The sequence below is a fragment of the Paenibacillus sp. PL91 genome (assembly GCF_012935325.2).
Classification (GTDB): Bacteria; Bacillota; Bacilli; order Paenibacillales; family Paenibacillaceae; genus Pristimantibacillus.
Genome location: NZ_JABBYG020000006.1, coordinates 366,054 through 388,489, shown reverse-complemented (window position 1 = coordinate 388,489; position 22,436 = coordinate 366,054). Strand labels below are relative to the sequence as shown.

Annotated in this window: 12 protein-coding genes and 1 pseudogene; 2 read left to right on the top strand and 11 right to left on the bottom strand. The window is 45.3% G+C overall.

Annotation, left to right across the window (positions count from 1 at the left end; translation table 11 throughout):
- Positions 1–486 precede the first annotated feature (486 nt).
- Complete coding sequence (locus tag HI950_RS16910; RefSeq protein ID WP_223285337.1) at positions 487–4,068, top strand: glycosyl hydrolase family 18 protein; 3,582 nt, start codon at positions 487–489, stop codon at positions 4,066–4,068.
- Between the two features lie 118 nt (positions 4,069–4,186).
- On the opposite strand, the gene HI950_RS16905 is transcribed toward HI950_RS16910, so the two are convergent.
- Positions 4,187–4,747, bottom strand: coding sequence for a GNAT family N-acetyltransferase (locus HI950_RS16905; protein ID WP_169089787.1), 561 nt, complete (start codon positions 4,745–4,747; stop codon positions 4,187–4,189).
- Between the two features lie 138 nt (positions 4,748–4,885).
- Positions 4,886–5,638, bottom strand: coding sequence for an SDR family NAD(P)-dependent oxidoreductase (locus HI950_RS16900; RefSeq protein WP_169089785.1), 753 nt, complete (start codon positions 5,636–5,638; stop codon positions 4,886–4,888).
- A 194-nt stretch (positions 5,639–5,832) separates the two neighbouring features.
- On the opposite strand from HI950_RS16900, the gene HI950_RS16895 reads away from it, so the two are divergent.
- Positions 5,833–6,474: a TetR/AcrR family transcriptional regulator gene (locus HI950_RS16895; protein WP_169089783.1), complete on the top strand. Its 642-nt coding sequence runs from the start codon at positions 5,833–5,835 to the stop codon at positions 6,472–6,474.
- A gap of 109 nt (positions 6,475–6,583) precedes the next feature.
- Here the strand turns inward: HI950_RS16895 and HI950_RS16890 are convergent, their stop codons facing one another.
- The 9 genes and pseudogenes from HI950_RS16890 to HI950_RS16855 all read right to left on the bottom strand — a co-directional run bounded on the left by HI950_RS16890 (position 6,584) and on the right by HI950_RS16855 (position 22,394).
- Entirely contained in the window at positions 6,584–10,459 is a 3,876-nt protein-coding gene (locus HI950_RS16890; protein ID WP_169089781.1) for an Ig-like domain-containing protein, read from the bottom strand.
- Between the two features lie 62 nt (positions 10,460–10,521).
- Positions 10,522–11,616, bottom strand: coding sequence for a HupE/UreJ family protein (locus tag HI950_RS16885; RefSeq protein ID WP_169089779.1), 1,095 nt, complete (start codon positions 11,614–11,616; stop codon positions 10,522–10,524).
- Positions 11,617–11,973: 357 nt separating this feature from the next.
- Positions 11,974–15,732 carry an alpha-L-arabinofuranosidase C-terminal domain-containing protein gene (locus tag HI950_RS16880; RefSeq protein WP_169089777.1) on the bottom strand — a complete coding sequence of 1,253 codons (3,759 nt, stop codon included), beginning with the start codon at positions 15,730–15,732 and terminating at the stop codon, positions 11,974–11,976.
- Positions 15,733–15,987: 255 nt separating this feature from the next.
- Complete coding sequence (locus tag HI950_RS16875) at positions 15,988–16,641, bottom strand: M48 family metallopeptidase (protein ID WP_169089775.1); 654 nt, start codon at positions 16,639–16,641, stop codon at positions 15,988–15,990.
- A gap of 174 nt (positions 16,642–16,815) precedes the next feature.
- Positions 16,816–18,147 carry a discoidin domain-containing protein gene (locus HI950_RS35860; RefSeq protein WP_223285336.1) on the bottom strand — a complete coding sequence of 444 codons (1,332 nt, stop codon included), beginning with the start codon at positions 18,145–18,147 and terminating at the stop codon, positions 16,816–16,818.
- A gap of 51 nt (positions 18,148–18,198) precedes the next feature.
- A pseudogene (locus tag HI950_RS35855) lies at positions 18,199–19,467 on the bottom strand (family 8 glycosyl hydrolase); the annotation flags it as partial.
- 354 nt (positions 19,468–19,821) lie between these two features.
- A complete protein-coding gene (locus HI950_RS16865) occupies positions 19,822–20,391 on the bottom strand; it encodes a GNAT family N-acetyltransferase (protein WP_411268103.1) in 570 nt (189 codons plus the stop codon).
- Between the two features lie 30 nt (positions 20,392–20,421).
- Entirely contained in the window at positions 20,422–21,294 is an 873-nt protein-coding gene (locus HI950_RS16860; protein ID WP_169089771.1) for an aminoglycoside phosphotransferase family protein, read from the bottom strand.
- A 233-nt stretch (positions 21,295–21,527) separates the two neighbouring features.
- Complete coding sequence (locus tag HI950_RS16855) at positions 21,528–22,394, bottom strand: SDR family oxidoreductase (protein ID WP_169089768.1); 867 nt, start codon at positions 22,392–22,394, stop codon at positions 21,528–21,530.
- Positions 22,395–22,436: the final 42 nt, after the last annotated feature.

Genomic DNA, 22,436 nt, shown 5'->3' with positions numbered 1-22,436 from the left:
GTTTCTTGCCGTCAATCGAAGCTTCCTTACAGAAACGTTGTCCGTTCATTACATTTACCACCTATATATCGCAATATCCACAAAAATTCTATTATTATACAATTTTACCCCATCGTAAATAGAATATCCCCCTTCCCAACTATCCCTATTCGTCCCATGATAATAGTAGCTACACAAAGCCTTTACATATCTATACAGGGAGGTGCACTTTAAATACATCTTAAATGGGACGGCGATTGGATACCCTTCCATTCCTTCCATGCCCACCGCACGCAACCGCTCAAGAAACAACCACCGCTTGAATTGCTTTCACCGCTCTTCTCCCGGTCACCGAGAACTCCATTCATCGAACCTTCCGGATCTATTCAACCAGCACGACAAGACATCAACACCCAGACATGCGCTTCAATAGGAATGCTGCACTGTTCGACTATTACTAATAGAGGTGATATGGTGAATTTTTTTGCTAGGAAGAAAGATTTGAAAATGTATATGCTGCTGCTAAGCATTGTTTTACTGTTTGGTACATTTGTTAATGCTTCTAAATCTTATGCCGCTGAAAGTGATACCCCGCAACCTCCTGCTGCAGGCGCAGCTCATTTAAAAGTCGTGGATGTCACGCATAATACGGTCTCCTTGTCTTGGGACCCAGCTCCCGGCATTAAAGATTATTGGATTTGGGATCAGAATAACAAATACATCTATTGGGCGAGCGGCAGCACACAAACCGTTGGCGGACTAACGCCAAATACCACCTATTCCTTTTATATTGGTCCTGACGGCATCCAAGCTCCGAATCTCACGCCTGAGCAAAAGAGCAACTTGGTTACTTTTACTACAACGGTAGATCAGAGCGAATACAAAGAGCCTCCATTAGCACCTCCACTCCATTTGAAGGTGTCCAATGTAACGGATGCTAGCGTTACCTTCAAATGGACTGGCAGCCCCGGAGCGGATGGTTATGATTTCTATGTGGATGGAGGCTGGAAATCAGGAGTGTGGGACGGTTCGGATACGATTACTTATCCCCTTTCTGAAGCGCAAACGGTAACCGGATCAGTCTATACCTTTGAAGTTGCAGCACAAAATTCTTCAGCAAAAAAAGCATCGGCGAACAGCAATGCAGTTGTCTTAACTTGGGGGCAACTAGCTGCTCCGAGCGATGTGCAGGTCGTAACGGCGAATCGAACGACGGTTTCGCTCGGCTGGGCTCCCACGCCTGGCGCCACAAGCTATGATATTTATCAAGACGGCAAGCTGATCGGCTCAAGCGAATCGAACCGGTATGTAGTAAATGGACTAACAGAAAGCCAGTCCTACGCTTTTACAATAACGGCAAAAAACAATCTATGGGAATCACCAAAGAGCGATTCGATTAATGCTGTGCCGGGCAGCAACTATAACATCGTAACGTACTACACCTCTTGGTCTGTTTCTGAGACCGCCCGAAATTTCAAGCCGACGCAGGTCGATGTATCGCAAGTGACTCATATCAATTATGCCTTCGCGGATCTGTGCTGGAAAAAGTACGGAACAGGCTCAACCGCTTGTGAGAACAAAGAAATCCCACTCCAAAATAGATACGTTCATGACGGTGAAATCGTCCTTGGCGATCACGACAACGATATTAAAAACTTTGAAACGTTTGCATCGATCAAAGAAGAAAACCCGCATTTAAAAATGATGGTTTCAGTAGGCGGGTGGTCATGGTCCAAAAACTTCTCGAACATGGCGGCAACCGAGGAAACCCGCCGCATATTCGCTAACTCCGCCGTGAAATTCCTTCGTGCGTATGGTCTGGATGGACTCGACATCGACTGGGAATACCCGGTTGAGGGCGGGGAGACGTATAATAGCCGTCGACCAGAGGATAAGCAAAACTTCACGCTCATGATGCAAATCGTCCGTGAAGCTTTGGATGCGGCAGGCTCCGAAGACGGCAAATATTATTTGCTGACGATCGCTTCCGGCCAGGGCGACCATTTTACCGTAAATGCTGATTTCACAAATTCCGTCAGCTACTTGGATTTTATCAACATTATGACCTACGATTACAGCGGAAGCTGGGAAATGCTCGCTCATCATAATGCACCGCTGTATGCGGATAAAAATCACCCGAGAGAATCAGCGCCGCGCAACAATGTTAAAGGTGGAGTGACGGGCCATTTGAATGGGGGAGTGCCTGCTTATAAGCTTGTACTCGGCATTCCGTTCTACGGCAAAGGCTGGAGCGGCTGCCCGGCGAACGGCGAATATCAGACTTGCACCGCTATTCCAGCCGGTTCGTGGGAAGCAGGCATTTTTGATTTTTCAGATCTGGAAAATAACTATGTGAACAAGGCTGGTTATGTCCGCTACTGGAACGAAGCATCGAAAGTCGCTTATTTGTACAATAGCGAAAATAAAATGTTTATTTCCTATAATGATCAAACATCGATGATCTATAACGCCTCCCTCGTCAAATCTTTGGATTTGGCAGGCGCGATGAGCTGGGATATTAGCGGCGACCGCAACAAAACGCTGTCCACGCAATTAGTACAGGATTTGCCGATCGACGGCTCTGTGAACGCATCCGCGCTTTCCGCTCCTTCCAATCTGGCTATTGCTATTAAGCAAGAGAATGCGCTTCAGGTGAAATGGGATGCAGTCGTCGGAGCAACGGGTTACGAAGTGTTTGTCAATAACCAATACACTGGCACAACAAATGAAACCCATTATGCAGAAGGCTCGCTTGCATCCAATACAGAATACAAGATTCATGTGCTTGCCATCGAGAAGAAGGATGGTCGCGTGTTGAAGGTTTCCCCTACGAGCCAAGTCCTTGTCGCGACAACGTCGGGATCAACTTCGACCTCCACTTCGCCAGGAGGCACAACTCCGCCGCCAGCCAAGCCTAAGGATGAACTCGATACAAGCGTCATGAAGGATGGAGACAAATGGACCGTTAATGTGCAAGCGGATGCTGCTATTAAGTCAATCCATGCAACCGATTCTGCGGCGTTTAAAGTAACGGTAAGCAATGAAGCGAAGCAAGTCGATGTCCTCATTTCTAAAGCGGTTATCGAAGCGATCTCCAAAAAAGGGGAAATGCCGGCATTGTCCATCGTCTGGAATAGCGTTACGTATGTCATACCGATTCATGCGATCCATCTCTCCGCCGATATTAAAATTTCGATCTCATCGACGGATGCGGGTACCTCTGGCAAAATCGAGCAATTATCGCAAGCTAGCGGCCTTAAGTTGCTTGCGAAACCGCTCGACTTTAAGATCGAACAGCTTAACTCGGAGAAAACATATGTGGAAGTGACTGATTTTGGACAGCATACGTTCAGCCGCTTCTTCACCTTAAGCGCAAAGGATATCGACGCAAACCGAGCGACAGGCGTAGTCTATCTCCCAGGCTCAGATCAGTTCCGCTCCGTCCCTACCAAGTTCACTACGAATTCGGATGGAACGGTAACCGTGGAATTAAGAAGAAACGGAAATAGCGTTTATACCCTCGTTGAAACGAATTTTAAATTTAACGATGTAACCTTGGATTGGGCACGAAAAGACGTGGAGCGAGCAGCTGCCAAGCTGATTGCCTCTGGCGAGACGGCGGATCATTTCGGCGTGAACAGCAGCATGACCCGCGCCGAGTTCATCTCCATGATCGTCAAAGGTTTAGGCATTTTGCCTGACACCGCAAACAATCCATTCAAGGATGTGGACAGCAATTCCAAGTACGCTGGAGATATTGTGGCGGCTAAGAAGCTGGGGCTGATTAAAGGCATATCCGAGGATTCCTTCAATCCTAACGGCTCCATTACCCGCCAGGATATAACCGTCATATTAGAGAGTGCGCTGAAATATGCGGGCAAGTCGAATGAAGCAGACGTCTCAGTGCTTGAGCGCTTCAAGGATCAAGCTGCAATTTCCTCCTATGCCAAAGCATCGGTCGCGCTAATCGTTGAGCAGCAAATTATGCTAGGCGTGGCTTCGGATAAATTTGCTCCTTTGTCCAAAGTAACGAAAGCCCAAGCGGTCGTTACCGTTATGAGAACACTTGATGCACTGAACTTAACCTAAAAGGCTCTACTGAAATGAAATCATAGCAAAACGCCAATTTTCCAAACAAAAAGGAGGGGCCGCCCGCCCCTCCTGCTCTTACCTATACCATTACATTCAAGCCTTTCAACCTCATATCTTATCCTCTCGGCAGAACAGGTTTTTCATATTTATTGAACTGTCCCATTGGATTGGTGGCTGAGCCTTTAAACTCATAACCGCAGCTCTTATAAAAATCGTTCAGCTTCGCGTTATTCGCAATGCAATCAAGTCGAATGCGATCTTTGCCTGGAAAATGAATACCGGAATCGGCCCAGCGGACAATCGCCTCACCCAAATTTTTTCCCGCAGCTTCACGATTAATATTAAGACGGTGCAGATAGATCGAGGATGCATGTCCCTCATCTCCCCATAGCTCAACGTCCCAAGCGCTCGCACGCTGCATAAGCATCACCATGCCCGCCAAAATGTTTCCCTGCATGAACATATATACTTCACCGCGTTTAATAGCCTCCGGCGTCTGATGGGAATCCTCCCCTCGCAGCAAGCTGTTCCACTGCGTGGAGCCTTTGCTCTTTAACCATTCTGCGGTGTGATGAAGCAGCTGCAATACGGCCTCTGTATCCTCAGGCCTCGCTTGAAATACGTTAATATCCGAATGAATAACTCCAATAGAGTCTGTACGAGTAAAGGTTTGCATGATGATTACCCTCCAAATGGCGATATGCTCTTTCTATTATATCCTTTTCATAATACGTTTCGCCATTTTTACGATTCATACATGCGCACCAAAGCAAAAGGGCTATCCGCATGCTGGATAGCCCTTAATAACCCGTTATTATTTGGCGGTTACGCCGCCATCAACCGGCAGTTCAACGCCTGTAATATAAGCAGACTCATCAGAAGCCAGGAACAGAACGGCTTCCGCCACCTCGGATGCACGTCCGACTCTAGGCAGTGCCGTCTGGGACAAGAACCATTGCAGCATCTGCTTGTTATTTACAAAATCCGCACTCATAGGCGTTTCAATAAAGCCGGGGTGAACCGAATTGACGCGAATATGATCCTTGCCAAAATCGACAGCCGCCGCTTTCGTCAACATGCGGACAGCGCCTTTCGAAGCTGTATACGCCCCTGCACCGCTGCTGCCTGTCAGACCTGCGATCGATGAAATATTGACGATCGAGCCTCCATTGTTCGCCTGCATATGTGGAATGACATATTTCATGCCAAGGAAAGCGCTAGTTAAGTTAATGCTCATGACTTTATTCCATTGTTCAACCGTCGTATCAAGCAGCCCGATTGCAAGGGATATTCCCGCATTGTTTACTAAGATGTCCACTTTGCCGTAAGTCTTTATCGTATTCTCGACAACACTGACCCACTCTTGCTCCGAGCTCACATTGTGCGCATAGGCAGCAGCTTGTCCGCCACTAGCTTCAATTTCTTTTACAACGGCTTGTACAGCGGCTTCGTTAATATCTGTTGCAACAACCTTTGCCCCTTCTTTTGCAAACAAAAGTGCTTCTTCGCGCCCCATACCACTACCTGCTCCCGTAATAATTGCGACTTTGCCAGTTAGACGAGTCATGTGTAAGTCCCCTTTGGTGTTCGATATTTTGAATGAATGACGAAGAAATGATCATTTAATGATAGTATGACTATCACTATGATATAAATCATATCACACTCATCAAAAAAGCTCAATCCTTCCTTGCTTAAAGGATAACCAATCGCTATACTACATGTAATCGAAATAGCAAAGCTGAAAGGATTTAAACTCTTATGGATCCAAAGGAAAGATACGAGAAAGAACGTTCGGAAGGCAAGCAGCAGCGCCTATTCACCGTTCTCGAAGCCGCAGAGCGCGTATTTAATCAAAAGGGAATTGAAAAAACGACGATGCAGGATATAGCCGCTGACGCGAATATTGGCATCGCGACGCTGTTTCGGTATTTTCCCAAAAAAGAAAAGCTGATCGTTGCAGTCGCTACCAAGCTGCTTGAACCGATGCATCAACGTTTTCAATATGTCGCTGAGCTGCCCTTGTCATGCCTTGAACAGCTCGAAATATTGTTTGATTTCTTTATCGAGGATCATCATCATTCGAGCATTAAATTTATGGTCGATTTTGAAAGCTATGCCTCTCACGCGTCCGAGCCTTTAGAGGATATTCATAATATCAACGCAATGAATCGCATGATATCGAGCGAGTATTCGAAAATCATTCAAAACGGCATAGAGGATGGATCGATTCGTTCCGACCTTCCGGTTAAGGAGACACTAACGACTCTCATCAACACATTTGGTCTTTTCTCAAAAAAATTATCGTTGCAAAAAAATATTCTTCTGTTCGAATCTGATCTGGAAACCGATCATCAGCTTGCTATCCTAAAAAATATATTTATGGATTACCTGAAAGCCTAATTAGAGTAAGCTGCTTGCATCTATACTATTCGCCTTGAACCCGCTACTCAAACAAAAAAGTCAGCGAGGAATGCAATTCCTCACTGACTTTTTATGTTTATTAATTACGTTATTGCTTCGCTTGCATGTCCATCAATTTCACGATTACAGATGCCGCTTCGCCTCGGTTCATCGCTTTATCCGGACGGAAGGAGCCGTCCTCATAGCCTTTGATAATGCCTTGGCCAACAAGCGTATTCAAGGAGCTGACGGCCCAAGCAGAAACATTCGATTGATCGACGAACTTCGTTTTCTCTTCGTTTTCGGTCTTCAGCTTTAAAGCCCGAACGAGAATAACTGCCATCTGTTCCCTAGTAATTTTTTGCTTGGGAGCAAAGGTCGAATCGTTTACCCCCTGAATGATTCCTAGCGTAGCAGCCGTTTGGACTGCTTCCTCGGCCCAGTGGCCGTTCAGATCGCTAAAGGAAGGACCACCCGTACCCTTCAACTGGAGAGCTTTCACGAGTAGAACAACGAACTCCGCACGTGTCATTTCTTTTTCCGGCTTAAACGTCTGATCAGGATAACCGTTAATCACGTTTAGCGCGCTCAGCTTCTCAACTGCTCCTTTGGCCCAGTGATCGGAAAGATCCTCAAACTTTACAGGAGCTGCTGGAGGTTCAGTTGCTGGCTTCTCAGGTGTCACTGGTGGCACAGTTGGTTTTTCCGGTGGTTTTGGCGTCGGCTGGATCACATTTGATCCACCACCGCCACCATCGCTACCGGAAGGAGAATGAACATTAATTTTGACCTCAGCCGTATTAGAATCAGAGATGCCATCGTTTACCTTATAGGTAAATTTGTCCTCTCCGGTAAAGCCTGCGTTTGGCTCGTAGTTGAAATATCCGTAAACGGCATCTGTTACTGTCAATTTCCCGGATTCCGGCTGGGTGACGATCGTGAAGGTGAGCGTATCTTTATCGCCATCGCTCGCTTTCATCTGGCCGCCTTCCAGCTTCTTATCCCTAACCATTTGAAGCTGAAGATTCGCCGCAACGGGCTTGTTGTTCGGTTCAATATGAATGAGTGCATAGGCTGTATTCGTCCGTCTTATACCGTCGCTAATTTGAAAAGTGAGCACGTCTGTACCGGTCTTAGCAGAATCCGCTTTGTACACGAATGACCCATAAGTTGCTTCGGTTACGGTTACTTGTCCTTTTTCCGGAAGACTTACCATACTGATTTCAAGCACGTTATCCCGTTCATTCTTGTCGACCGCATCGGAGAAAGTGCCGTTGATAGTTCCACCTTGACGGACCGTATATTCCAGATTAGACGCCGTCCAATCTCCTGTGCTAGGCGCATTTGCTGTTATCTCTATGATAACTACCGCTTCAAGCGATTCGTTCTTACCGTCTGTAACACGATAAGTAAAATAATCAAGTCCTGTTTGTCCATCGGTAGGCACATATTTAAAGGTGCCTGTGGATGCATCGGTCAATTCGACCGTTCCCTTGCCCGGTTGCTTGAGCAGTTCAAACGAGAGCTTGTCGCCGTCGGTATCCTCCGCTTTCATCATTCCGCTCAATTCTTTTCCTGGAGCAACCGTATAATTGTGATCTAGCGCCTTCGGTGTATGATTTTTATTTACCGTTACGCTGACATGAGCATCGTTTGAATACACTTTGCCGTCATAAACCCGGTAAGTAAATTGATCAGCACCGTTATAATCGCGGATTGGCGTATAGACGAAATCTCCTGTTTCCTTATCAACTGATAAAGAACCATTTGTTGGCTGAGCAACGATTTGATACGTTAAAGGGTTCATGTCTAGATCGGAAGCCAACAGCTTGCCGCTATACGCCTTATTCTGATCGGTCATCACCGATAAATCTTTGCTGACAGGTATTTCATTGTCATTCATCAAAAACTCAGTGAGGTCGAGCGGACGATTCGTAATCCGAATTTCATTAATCGCCCCGTTAAATGCTTTTTCAAATACATTGTTGTAATGGTACGCTCCGACGATCCACGGTACGAATTTGCCGTTTTTCTGAGCTGTCGCTAGTCCAATCGAATTTGGACCTTCGTCATTCGTCAGTACTGGGGAGCCATTCACGTACATTTTTGTCTTTTTCGTATCGTTCACTACAGCAACGTGAATCCAGTCGAAGAACATCTCGCCCGACCAGTTGGTCCTCAGGCTATCCAAATTGTCCGGGTAAGCTGCCCACTGCAGCTGCTTTAGGTTAGAAATAGACAAGGTAGCGAGAGGCTCTTCTCTGTCCCCGTCTGTTTTCCCGCCGTCGGCACCCGTGCCTCCACGTCCGAGCATGCCCATCCAACCGTTTTGATTCCCGTCAAAGTTGCTGTTAATGCGGAAATACGCTTCTATTGTATAGCCATTTTGGAAGGTCATGGCATTTAACGGCGCATCGTCATCCGTCCTTAAATAAGATAGCTCTTGCGGCATTTTACCATGCGAAGAAATTTCTAAGCTGCCCTTGCTTTTGGAAAACGGCGACTTATCATCCGTCCATTTCATATCAATGTCTGGCACATCCGTTTGAATAAGGTCAACTCGGTGCAGATCATTGCCGTTGCCGGATAAATCCTTTACGTTGAAGGAACCGTCAGCTGGCTTTTCGAATTTCCAATGCGCAACCTCGCCGTTGCCATCCGAGGCGCTCCGAACGTTAATCGTTACCGTTTTGATCTCAGAATCCACAAAGCCGTCATTCGCTTTAAAGGTGAATGTATCATTGCCCGTTGCCCCTGCAGGAGCCGTATAGAGAAACGATCCGGTCGAAGCATCGACAAGCTTGACCGTACCTTTTGATGGTGCACTGACAATGGAGTAGGTCAGCTTGTCGACATCAGGATCCGTTGCTTTCAGCTTGGCGCTCAGCGTTTTGCCTTCTGCTATATTGTAATTGACGTCAGACGCTTGCGGCGCTCGGTTTTGCGAATCCCAAATCCCTTTGAAGCGTTCGTTAAAATTCATGTTCACAATAAATTTGTTGTTGGCATCGTTAATTTCTTCAAGATCATAAGTTTCATCACGCGTATCCAAAGGCATATTCATGACCCAAGGAGAGAACGTCTTTGCAGAGATCGTTCCTGCATCCAGATTGAACTCCATCGTTCGCATAATGCCGTTTCCACCCATATAATATCCTTGATAATCAATAACGGACATAAATACGTCATGGCCTTTGTCGTTCTTTTTGACCATTTGAGCAGTACCATGGTGGTGACCGTTTAGGGTGAGAAAAATTTGGTCGTTGCTTTTAATCAATTCATCCCACAAATATTGGCCATTCTCTGTCATAACCGCCGTTTTCCCATCGCTTTCGATATTCAAAAGCTGGTGAGTTGCCAAAATAGTTGGTTTGTCAGCGTTGTCTTTCATGACCTGGTTTGCCCATTTTATCGTCTCGGCTCCCGCTCTCCAGTCAATAAACATAACCAAAAATGTTTTTCCAGCGCCCTTAAACGTATAGTAGGAGCTATAGCCCTTCGGAGACGATCCTTGATATCCAGGCTTATTGATCATACGTGTTGCTGGCTTGAAGTATTGATTAAAGAACTTATTATATTTGTCATTATCATCTCGGCTATCATCGTCTAACCATTCGGCAATATCGTGATTTCCCGCTGTATAACCATAAGGAGCTCCCGCATCGTCCAAGATCTTCATCGCTTCATCGGCACTTTTCCATTCACTCTCTACCGTGCTCTGATCAACAATGTCGCCTAAGTGCGTAGTGAATACGATATTCTCGCTATATTGATATTTTTTTATCCATTCCGTTTGGGAATTATAAATTTCCGGCTTGTGCCTGGAATACATTTGCGTGTCGGGAAGAACCGCAATTTTAAAAGTTCGATCGGCAGCTGAAGCTACTTGGCTCTCCTTCATGCCCGAGATAGGAAGCAATGCTATTTGCAACAATATGACGAGGGATAGCAACACCTTCGTTAATCTCTTTTCTAATAACAACATAAGCCTTATCTCCACCTCTATCTTTCTTCTAATGTTTGGTTCCAGCGTATACTTCAATCTTTTTAGAAAAACAAACGCTCCATCGACCAAAAAGCGCCGATCAACGCAATGACAGTCGACACTGCTATTAATCCTGACTTTTGGTAAGAGCTGCGTTGCCACAAATTTAACAGAGGCAGCAGCAACAATACTAAAGTAATCTGCACAAGCTCAATGCCCACATTGAAGCTTATTAGCGAAACCGCCAAATGTGATTTTGGAATCTCCATTTCGCTTAAAATTCCTGCGAAGCCTAAGCCATGAAATAAGCCGAATAGGAATGTAATTAGAGCTCTATGCGAAATTTTTTCGCGAAATAGATTTTCAACAGCAACAAAACAAATACTAAGTGCAATAATCGCTTCAACCCAGCGAGACGGAACCGATACGATACCCATTACCGCCATGGATAAGGTAATACTGTGCGCAACAGTAAAGGCAGTTATAATGGCAGCATATTGTTTAAAGCTTTGTTTTCTCAGAAGCAGCGCCAGTAAAAACAAAAGATGGTCGTAGCCCGTAAGAATATGCTCCGCACCCAATAAGAGAAAATCAAGCCAACCGCTATGCGAGCCAGACCTACCCGATACTCCCGCTGGATCTCCTAAAATCACCTCCCAGTGTCGTTCACGGCCCTTCAATACTGTTTCACTAACTTGTTTGCCCTCTTTAAAAACAAGTAGATTCGTATAATTAGGGCTGTTTTCTGTGTACATGGAGTCGTCCAAGCTAATTTCTTGTCCGCTTTTCACGTCTGAAAATTGATATTTTGCTCTTACCATCGTTAGCCCTTCAGATCGCCTATCTTCAAGCTCCATACTCGTCAACTGTCCTTGTTGCTTAATGCCATCGACTTTAAGCACAATTTTTTGACGAATCCATTCATTAATGTCATCTTGGGATTCGCGAAGCTTTTGTCTATCTATTAAACCTACATCAGTAGATTCAGTGACAGACAATATGTCGATAGAATACGCCAATTCGATCCCGCTATCGTTATGCGTTATCGTGCTATAGCTTACACTCAATGGATGAGCGAGCGTATGCGTCGGATAACACATGAATAGTAAAAAGATCGATAAACCAGCCATTATGATCAATGTCGATAATCGTTTCAATTACTCAATCCTCCACATTCTAATGTTGAATGATCATTTCAGGCGACGAAATGATTATTGTTGTCTTGGCGACGTTGCTATTTTTAATCTCCCTCTCATATTGTCTGATACGCTCATTAGCTTTCACTAGGGTGATGACAGTATTATATTGCGTCACTTTTGTAAGGGGAATATTAACATCGGTAATAAAATTGTGTAAAAATCGTAATGAAACAAAAGAAACAGACCCGAATCGGGCAAAATCAAACATTTAACTTTTTTTGTTTGACTCATGTTAAGGTGGCATTTATATGATTAAATGTTAAAAGGACGAAGCAGGGTTTATCCTGATTCGTCCTTTATGGTTTTTACTTCGTATTAAATAAGCGCCAAGACAATCACGTTTACGGAATTGGCTGCTAAAGCTATCGTTGCGGTACCGTTAACTACGTTTATTTCCGTTTCGCTTGGCTTAACCCTCTCGTCATTCTTCTGATTGACGTTCGGTAGATGAACAAGCGAGGAGTCGCCGGTTAACGTCACCATTTTAGCTGCTGCAGTCACGTCTATCCCTTTAAAATCAAGCTTAGCCGCTTTCTCCACGTTGTCGGCATTCACAAGCTTCACGTACAGATGCTTGTCATCCTTTGTAACCGAATGATAAATCTCTCTGTTGTAAGCTTCCAGCTTGTATTCCAACACCTTGCTAGTCGTTGTACCGTCCGTATAGGAGCAGATGAGCTGCTTCCCATTCGCTCCGCCGTAGTTAACCGTTATCGCATACTCTGTTTGATCGGCAAGCACTTCATCGTTGCAGGCTCTCAAATTGCCGGCTGCCGTGCTCGAGGAATAATCGCCTAGCGTATAGCCCTCTATTCCCTGCTTGTACACCTTTACGCCGGTTGCGCTGCCATTATAGCCGATCGCATATTCGATTACATCCTTTTTATCCGCTGTAATATCCGTCAAGCCTGCGCCTACATAGAAGCCGTCAACGCCGGATATTTTCTCCGCTACTACCTCTACCTTGTAGTTCGTCCATGCTTCATTCAGAATGTACAACCCGTTCAGGCCGCTGCTTTGGGCGTGTAAAATTAGACCTTTGGCCGGGTCATGCGTGCAGCCTGCCGAACCCGGAATGACTTTCCAAGCCAAATCTAATGGCTCTTTAAAATCCTGCTCCAGCAGGACGCTGCCGTCTGCGTTAGAGGTTACTTTCGCACGCTTCAGCACAATCGTTGCATTTCCTGTTGCGACTTCAATTCCGCCGCGAGGAATGAGCTCCGTCTGTTCGCCGTTTCGATACGTCATAAACGAAGTACCTATAACCTTGGTGCCGAGGTACTTGGCATACAGCTGCTGCACGTAATAGTTTGGCGTATACCACACCGTCTCGTCATCGAACCAAATGCAATCCGGCGTCCATCTATACGTGCCGTCCGTCAACACTTTGTTGAACAAAGGCGCGGTTGCAGCCAGTCTCACCACATCGGCGTTATTTTCAAAGCTCGTCATGATGGCGGCCTCTGCGACTGCACCTGCCAATGTATTCTTATCTGTAGATGCATATTCACCGACAAAAACCTTCGATGTCTCCGCCTCGTTCAAGCTGCCATCTTCCTGATAGGCGCGGTAATAATAGTTGTACCGGTCCGCGTTCTCCAGCAAATACTCGTTGGAGCGGTAATAATGCTCATCCGCAATCGTATCCATGTAGTTCTCCTGCTTCTCATACCACGTAACGGTTTCTTCGATGCTTGTTTTGCCGTCAGTGAATCTGATCAATTCTGAGCCCTTCACGTTGCCGCTTAGAAATTTCCAGCCCTGCTGATAAGCGTCATCATCCGCTTGCGCGCCAACGGTTGAGATAATAATTAATTCATAGCCGGGATAATGCTTATCCATATAGGCATCAATCGCCGTTTTAAAGTATTCAAAGTTGGCAAAAAACTCCGTTCCCCAGTTTTCATTGCCCACGCCCAAATAATGCAGGTCAAACGGCGCGGCATGCCCCATCTTTTTGCGTAAAGCGGCCCACTCGTTATGGTCAAAATCGGTACTGATCGCAAAATCGATTAAGTCCGTAAAGTTTTTAACATAATAATCTCTCAGCGCGCCGCCCGCAGGATTCACATAATCCGAACGAGCTTGGCAAAGCACGCCGCAGGCCATAACCGGGAGCGGTGCTGCATTCAGATCTTCTGCCAATTGGAAATACTCCATATAGCCAAGGCCCATCGTCATCATGTAGCCCCATACGTTAAAGTTTTCCTTGCGCAGCTCAATATCGTTGACGGACTCTTTCCAATCATAAATATTTTCCCAGACGTGGGAGCCTTCTGAAATACAGCCGCCGGGAAAACGCAGAAACGTAGGATGCAGGTCAACGAGCGCATTCACTAAATCTTTTCTCAGTCTGTAATTCGGATTACCTTTGAAGTTGGCATGAGCCGTCGCGGATCGCTCTTCCTCGCCAGCACCCCAAACATCCTCAGGCATTAAAGAGACCATATCAATCGAAATCTCACCGTTAAACGTCAGTGCGAGCTGGCCAAGCGAGGTCATTGATCCCGTTAATACGATTCTCGAATCGACGCCATATTTTTTCCAAATGCCGTCGCCGTTTACTTCCACAATCGCTGTATCACTAATTGCTTCGTTTTCTTTATTTTGCAATTGCAGCGTAATGGTGCCGGCTGCTTCCGCTTTCGCCCAGATCGTGAACGAATACTTCGCGTCTTGTTGAATGAACATCGCACAGTGCTGGTTGGTATCTGCAAAACCTCTATTACGTATGGTCGCGCCGCCTGCTACCGTCACATAATGAGCATTCACATCTGGATCCTCGATGCCAAAAAAGTCGTTTAGCCCGCCCGCGTTTTTTACGGTCATTTTATCCGTATCGCCTGACCATGCATGCAGAGGGGTATAATTTCTTCCCGTCGATGTGCCGTGCTCGCCGCAAACATGGGAATAGCTGTCGAACGTAAACGACTCGAAGGAACGGTTCTGTATAAGCTCTGCATAGATACCGCCGTCGGCAGCATTGTTGATGTCCTCATAAAATAGGCCGTACATGATTGGACTTACGTCCAATATTTCATTATTGCCATTAATCGTTAACGTGTAAGGAGGCAAATCCTTTGGAAGCACCGAGACGATGAAGCTTCTTTCTACAGTGCTGTCACCTTTCTTTAAAAGAGCCGTAATCGTTACGCCTTGGGCTGCATGAATCGTCTTGTTGACAACACCATCATGAGATATAGCATCGGTATCGCTGGATTTCCAGGAAACAGCCACTTTTCCGCCCATGAGCGAAGCAGGCAGTGCAATATCTTTTGTAATAATCGAGGTGGGGAACGTTAGATATTTATCCTTAGCAAGGTTAACGATCTCTTCATCTGTCAATGATTCGCACATAACCTCAATGATCTCATCCTGCGTTAACCCCGCTTTATAAATGCGGAAGTCCGATAAAGAACCGCAGAAATCCATATCCGCATCATACTGAGACATGCCGATGGTATTGTTGCTGTAATTCGATGAGTCCGCAAACGTAGCAAACCATGCTCGCAGCTTCGCATACCTACCGCTCGATGTCTGGCTGATCGATCCATCCGCAACGACCTCGCCATTGACATACACAACAGGCCCTGCGCTGCTTAGTGTGCCGCCTGCTGTCCCTGTAACAGACATGGAGATATGCATCCATTCGCCTGCTGCAAAAGACTTTCCAGGATCTGCGATCAAGTCCTCTCCTGCAAAGCAGGTTCCACGCAATTGCCGAGTTAAGAACATATAAGGACCGGTCTGGCTCTTTCCAAAATCAAAAATCCTCTCCCATACGCTAGACCCTTTGCCCGCATAGACCCATGTTGAAATCGTAATTCCCGTATGATCGCTGACCTCCTTCAGAAGATCCGAAGGCAGCAGCACATAGGATGTTTTGTTTTTGCCGCCAGCAAGCGTAACAGCCGTTCGGCCTGCTACGGTTTGGATTATAGGCTTCGATGAGCCTGATGTTATCCCGTCGTTGCCATACCCAGAGCTATCTTCGCCGACATGCTCGGGATTAGCAAATTTATAATGCGCGATCCGGTTGTCATTAATAATTATGTTACCGTTTTCATGTTTCATAGAAGATCACCTGTCATCTTTGTTTTAGAAAGCATACGAAACCTAACTTCCATGCTGATTCATTCAAAATAAATCAATCAACCTGCTGACCATTTTCAATCCACATGGATATAATAACATATTTACTAATCAATTAATATATTAACTAATCAATATTTTAGACTGGATAAGTTCGATAGCTATAAAATGCAAAAAAGAAACTTCTGCTTTTTGCTAACAGAAGTTTCTTCGATTCATTCCAGCATTGGATGCTGATCAAAGAGTCATAGCATGCCCATGCCGTGCTAAATACTCTTCCTTCTCTTTATAATCCGGCATAATGCTGCCGACGCGTCTCCAAAAGGATCGATCATGATTCATATGATGCAGATGGCATAGCTCATGAATGATGACATAATCGATCACCTCAATAGGTGCCATTGCCAGCCGATAATTAAAGGTTAACTTTTTGCTTGAGCTGCAGCTTCCCCACTTGGTGGTCGACTCCTCAACCTCAATGGATTTTGGCTTAACCTTCAGTTGGTTTTGATAGATCTTGATTCGTTCACCAATAATCTTCTTACAGCTTGTGAAATAAAATTTTTTAAGATTTTTCTTTAGTTCCTCTTCGTCTAATTCTCCGGTGTCGATCAACTCATGAAGAAAATACTCTTTTCCAAGGTGGAGAAACTTTCCTTGATCTTGATATTCTCTTGTCTTAGGCTTATTCCGAGCCTCCGCGAGGACGTTTAATTTCTCTAAAATCCTCTTACCATGATGCTCCACAGCTCTAATAATAATCGCATCGCTTGTTGCATTGGGAGCTTTAACGGTGATGAAGCCTAAAGAGTCTATTTGAATGGAGAGTTTCCCTCTATTTCCGTATTCAACATTGAATTCTATCGTTTGATTTTCAAACTCAATTTTCATAAACACCATCGTTTCTATAGAGCTATTTCTAAATCACACTAAAACAGAGGAAAGAGCGCAGCATCAAGGGTTTCCCCTCGGTCCCTTCTATTTTACCATGACGTTTATTCCATCGTTAGATTAATCATAAAAGCAAAAAGCCTGGCGGAGTACTCCGCCAGGCTTTTTTAGATGTTAAGAACCGTATACCTCGAAATCAAAGAGTGAATATCCGTAAATCGTGCCTCTTTCTGTACCTAGTACTCGCACATATCTGCCGTTTGTGGCTGTAAACGCAACATCGTCAATGGCTCCGTTGCCGGTTGTGGTTGTAAATACATCTGTCCATGTGGCTGCATCATTGGATATTTGGATTTTGTAGCCCTTTCCGTAAGCAGCCTCCCAGTTTAACTTCACTCGGTTAACGCTTTGAGATGTACCAAGGTCTACATAAATCCATTGACTGTTGCTTCCCTCGATGCTTGCCCATCTTGTCGATGAATTGCCATCTGTCGCTTTGGAAGCCTCGAAGCCTGTACCTTCAATTGAGCTCGCTACAGTCGTCTTGCCAAGAGCAAGGTTGGAGCCTGTTGAAGCAGCGCTTGTTGTAGCGGTTTCTGTGCTGCTGTTTGCCGAAAGATTGCCCGCGGCATCAATTGCTTTTACCGTGTAGCTATAAGCAGTAGACGCCGTTAAACCCGTATCGTTAAAGGTTGTGCCCGTTGGCGTGCCCACTTGAACACCACCGCGGAATACGCGGTACCCCGTTACGCCAACGTTATCGCTCGAAGCAGTCCAGTTTAAGTTGATTTGGCTGCTTGATGCTGCTGTTGCAGTTAGGCTTGCCGGAGCTGTCGGTGCTTGTGTATCTGTCGATCCGCCGCCGCTGCCATATACCTCGAAATCAAACAGTGAATACCCGTATGCCGTGCCTCTTTCTGTACCTAGCACTCGCACATATCTACCGTTTGTGGCTGTGAAGGTAATATCGTCAATGGCTCCATTGCCGGTTGTGGTTGTAAATACATCCGTCCATGTGGTCGCATCATTGGAAACTTGGATTTTGTAGCCCTTTCCGTAAGCGGCCTCCCAGTTTAATTTCACTTGGTCGATGCTTTGAGTTGTGCCAAGGTCTACATAAATCCATTGGTTGTTGCTTCCTTCAACACTTGCCCATCTTGTGGAAGAATTGCCGTCAGTCGCTTTGGAAGCCTCGAAGCCAGCACCTTCTATTGAGCTCGCTACTGTCGTCTTGCCAAGAGCAAGGTTGGAGCCTGATGGAATTGCGCTTGTCGAAGCACTCGCTGTGTTGCTGTTTGCCGAAAGATTGCCCGCGGCATCAACTGCTTTTACCGTGTAGCTGTAAGCGGTGGACGCGCTTAGACCCGTATCGTTAAAGGTTGTGCCAGTAGGCGTGCCAACTTGAACGCCACCGCGGAATACGCGGTAACCCGTTACGCCAACGTTATCCGTCGAAGCTGTCCAGCTTAAGTTGATTTGGCTGCTTGATGCTGCTGTTGCAGTCAAGCTGCCTGGTGCTGTCGGAGCTTGCGTATCTGTCGATCCGCCGCTGCTTCCCGGCTTCCACCAGTTGCCTGAAACGTAGAGCAAGTTAAACATATTATAAGAATCGCTAAAGTAAGAGGACTTCGCGTTCTTCATGTAATCCCAGCCTGCATTCACCCATGCCTGATGGCTAGTGCTTGTCGTTGCTGCGGAGATCATAGGTGATGTAAATACCGCTTCACCGTAAGAGTTGAGAGCCGTTCCGCTTAATGTGTAGCCTGCCATAACCTGAGAAGGAGAGCCTCCAGTCTTGCCTTTGATCCATACCGCAATTTTGTCCGCGATTGTTTTAGCTCTTGTGTCCCCATAAAGAGCGTAATCCATAACAATCCGCAGCGGGACGCGTGAAGCATTATAATAATACTGATTCGTCTCCGGGAATTCATCCAAATAGTTTTGCGGTGCAGGCTTAGCCGGATTGTCCACGATAAAGTCGGAGATCAGCCCCGTTGACGAAGCATAAGTGTTGCTGACTTGCGAATAGGCCGTATATAATCCGTTAATCACATTAATCCAAGTTTGATCTCCTGTTACTTCATGAAACGCGCGCAAATGACTCAACATCCAATCAGACGGTCTTGAATTCAATGCGCTCTTCGAGTCCCAGTCTCCAAGATTAAGGCGATTGCTCGTCGTAACGTTGCTGGATTTAATCGCATTAATCATTTTAATCGCTTCAGACAAATAGTTGATCGTTCCGCTTGAGCCCCATTGATTGTGAGCAAGAATTAAGGAGTAAGCAATGTCCAAATCCCCATCCGTTGCGGAGCCGAAATGGCCTTGCGCATTTGCGCTGTCCGCCACGACCCAGCCCATCAAGTTGGAATTGCCTGAGCTCTTGAATGCTCTAGCTGTTTTGAACATGCCGTCGTAAATAGTCTTTGCATTAGAGTCATGTCCAGCCATTAGGACGGTGATAACCATTCCGAAGCCCTGGCCCTCAGAGGTACCTAGTGGATCAAAACCCTCCGCACTTCCAGTAATGTCCCCTTTAACATAATATCCGCCTGGAAGGGACGACAGGTTGTTCTTTACATATTTATTTTTCCAGTAATCATAATACGAAGAAACGGAAGAATTCATAGAAGATTGGCTAACATGGTTCGGCTTAATGATACCTGAATAGTTAACTTGCTGAGGGAAAGGTCTTTGTTCTCCTGCAGCATGAGCCTTTGATTGAAAATTAGCAGGAGCACCCAATAAAGTCATTAGCATGGTTAGGCTTAAAAAAATCGGGCCCATCAATTTCATCATACTTTTGTTTGATTTTAATGTGTACATTCGATCTCCTCCTTCATTTTTATACTGCCTCAATCTACTGCTTTCTTCATTTCTCCTTTCCTAAGTAATATCAAACACGAAAATGTAACCGCTTTAACTTTAGGACGGAAAGTAACCTGTTTATGGAAAAAGTATAGAGGAGGATACTAGGTAGGATTGAATCGCAGCTGTACCATCCAAGTTACTTTTTAGCCCCCAACCTTCAATGGTGAATATGTAAATATTTTGTCTTTTTAGTAAATGTAACACATTTATTTTATTCATGTCTACACTAACTTTAACGGTAAAAATGGTTTCCCATGTTGTTTCATTCAAATATCCTGCTCGAATATTGAAGATAAAGCAGCTCGCTAATTATTTAACATAGTCTTCTTTTAAAATACTGTAAATTTCTAAATCAACGATTCCTTTGCCTGACCATACTGTCGCTTGTCGTAGCATTCCTTCTTTGATGAAGCCGTTTTTCAGCAATACCTTCTTGGAAGGGTCATTTAGAGGCATCACCTCCGCCTGAATTCTGTTGACGTTGACGTCCTTATACAAAAAATCGACTAATATTTTTACCGCTTCAGTGGCAATTCCTCTTCCCCAATGCGATTCCGCCAGAAAGTAGCCAATCGTCACCATGTTTACCTTTTGATTAAAATCGAAAGCTTCAATAATGCCAAGCAATCTATCATTTTCATGTTTGGCGAATATCCCCCATTTGACCCTTGCCCGTTTATTATAGTCTCTCTCAAAATGCCCTATCATGTTTTTCACCGTATCTATATTGTGTTTGGGTATAATGCCGCAGTATTCAAATACTTTGTCATTGCTATAGATTTCGAAAACTTCATCCAGATGATCAAATTCAATCTTCTTAAGTACAAATGCATCTGAATGCAGGATCGGAAATTGCTTAAAAACAGCTTCAACTTCAATGTTCATTCCGTTACTGCCCCCTATTTTCTTTTATTGGAAAATCTCTAATTCCAGCTCTTTTAGAAATGGATTGTTTGTAATTAAACCTTGTACTCTCTCTATCGTGTTAGGCCCTTTGGGTGTACCACCGTTTCTATTAAGCAAAATCCATCGGAGACAAGCCAGCGCTTCAAAAACTTCTAGTTCTTCCTGCAAAATATCATTTTCCAATAGATAAGCGGAACGAAACACTTCGGCATATCGCTCAGAAATATATATTTTTTTTAGAATAAGCGACCAAGCAAAATCATATCTAGGGTCCCCTAATTGTCCGTTCGTCCAATCGATTACGGTGTATCGGCCATTTTCCTCTAAAATGTTAGCTAAATGGAAATCACCGTGAATTAAATGTTCATGCTTGATAGGCGTTTTTTGAACAAGGGGCACTACAGCTTGATAAATGTCCAAATGCTGTTCTCTTGCCCCGGGAAAAAAGTAATCGGTGAAATCATGCTTAGGAAGATGTAATTTTACCATTTCTTCTATGTTAATTTGATGGATGCTAGCTAAAATATTTGCAATATCCGCCATTTTCTTGCCATCTACTTTATGTACCGGCGTGCCGTCAAAGCTTGTTAATAACACCATTTCTCCGCTTAAATTGTTCCCCCAGCCCAGCGGCCTAGAGACGGATAATCCCCGTTCATGAAGTTCATGCAGCAAGCGAAACTGGAATCTAACATCTGGCTTGGAGCTTTTATTCCATACCTTCAATACAAAGCGCGCATTATTTGAACTGATCCTCAGGACCTCAGCCTCATAACCTTGATCTATGGGATGCAGCGTTAAACTATCTTCATGATTTAATAAATCATCTAGCACTTCATCTTTTTCTATCCATTTAACGCTGTTAAGCAGGTCCAATCCTGATCATCCTTTCCGTTCAATCATACTGAATAACCTAACCAGAACGATTTAATATCCAAATAATAACATAGAAATTCTCCAACTTAATGGAAATTTTGAAATTTTATTGTGACTGTTCGAACAGCAAAAAAACCGACTATCCAGATTTGCTACACTCACATAAAAAAGAGGCTATCCCTCCGGTCACATTAGACCTTCTGGACAACCTCTTTGCTTGTTTCACGCGCTTATTAAGACTGAATTTCGTTGACGATTTGACGGAGTGCCTCTTCGATCGGCGTAGCTGGACGTCCTAGCAGCTTCTGAAAATCATTGCTCTCCACTTCCAATGCGCCATCGCGAATCGCGCTCTGAATGCCAACCAAAATCGGAACGACCGGCTCAGGTACGCCTGCGCTGCCCATGATGCTGGCATAAGTGGCGTCATCCACTTGCTGAACGGGAACTTCCCGGCCCAAGACGCCGGCAAGGATGGAAGCCAACTCTTCTTGTGTAATAGGCTTGCCGGACAGCTCATAAACGGTATTATCATGGCCTTCGCCAGCCAGAACTGCTGCAGCTGCCTGTGCGTAATCGCGACGGGTCGCCCAGCCTACTTTGCCGGATCCCGCCGACGTTAACCATGGCGCTCCGCCAAGGACCGCTTGGATGCTGCTTATCTCATTCTCCAAATACCAGTTATTACGAAGGAAGGAATAAGGAATGCCTGTGTTTTTAATGGCTTCCTCAGTGGCACGATGCACCGGCGCAAGAAAAATCGGATTTTCGCTTGCATTTCCTAGGCTCGTATACGCTATGAAACCAACATTAGCGCGCTGAGCTGCTGATACAGCGGCGGTATGCTGGCGAATCCGCGTTTCGTTGTCACCGTCTGTGGATACGATCAAGAGGCGGTCGATACCCGCGAATGCTTTGTCCAGCGTCTCCGGTTGGTCAAAATCCCCATGACGCACGTCTACGCCGCGGGCACGGAGGCTTTCCGCTTTCTCTGGGTTGCGAACGCTGACTGCTAGATCTTTGGCAGGCACGGTTTCCAATAACGTTTCTATTACGATTGATCCCAATTTTCCTGTTACACCCGTTACTAAAATTTTCATATAAATTCCTCCATTTTGTTTTCATTTATGATTACTCGTCGT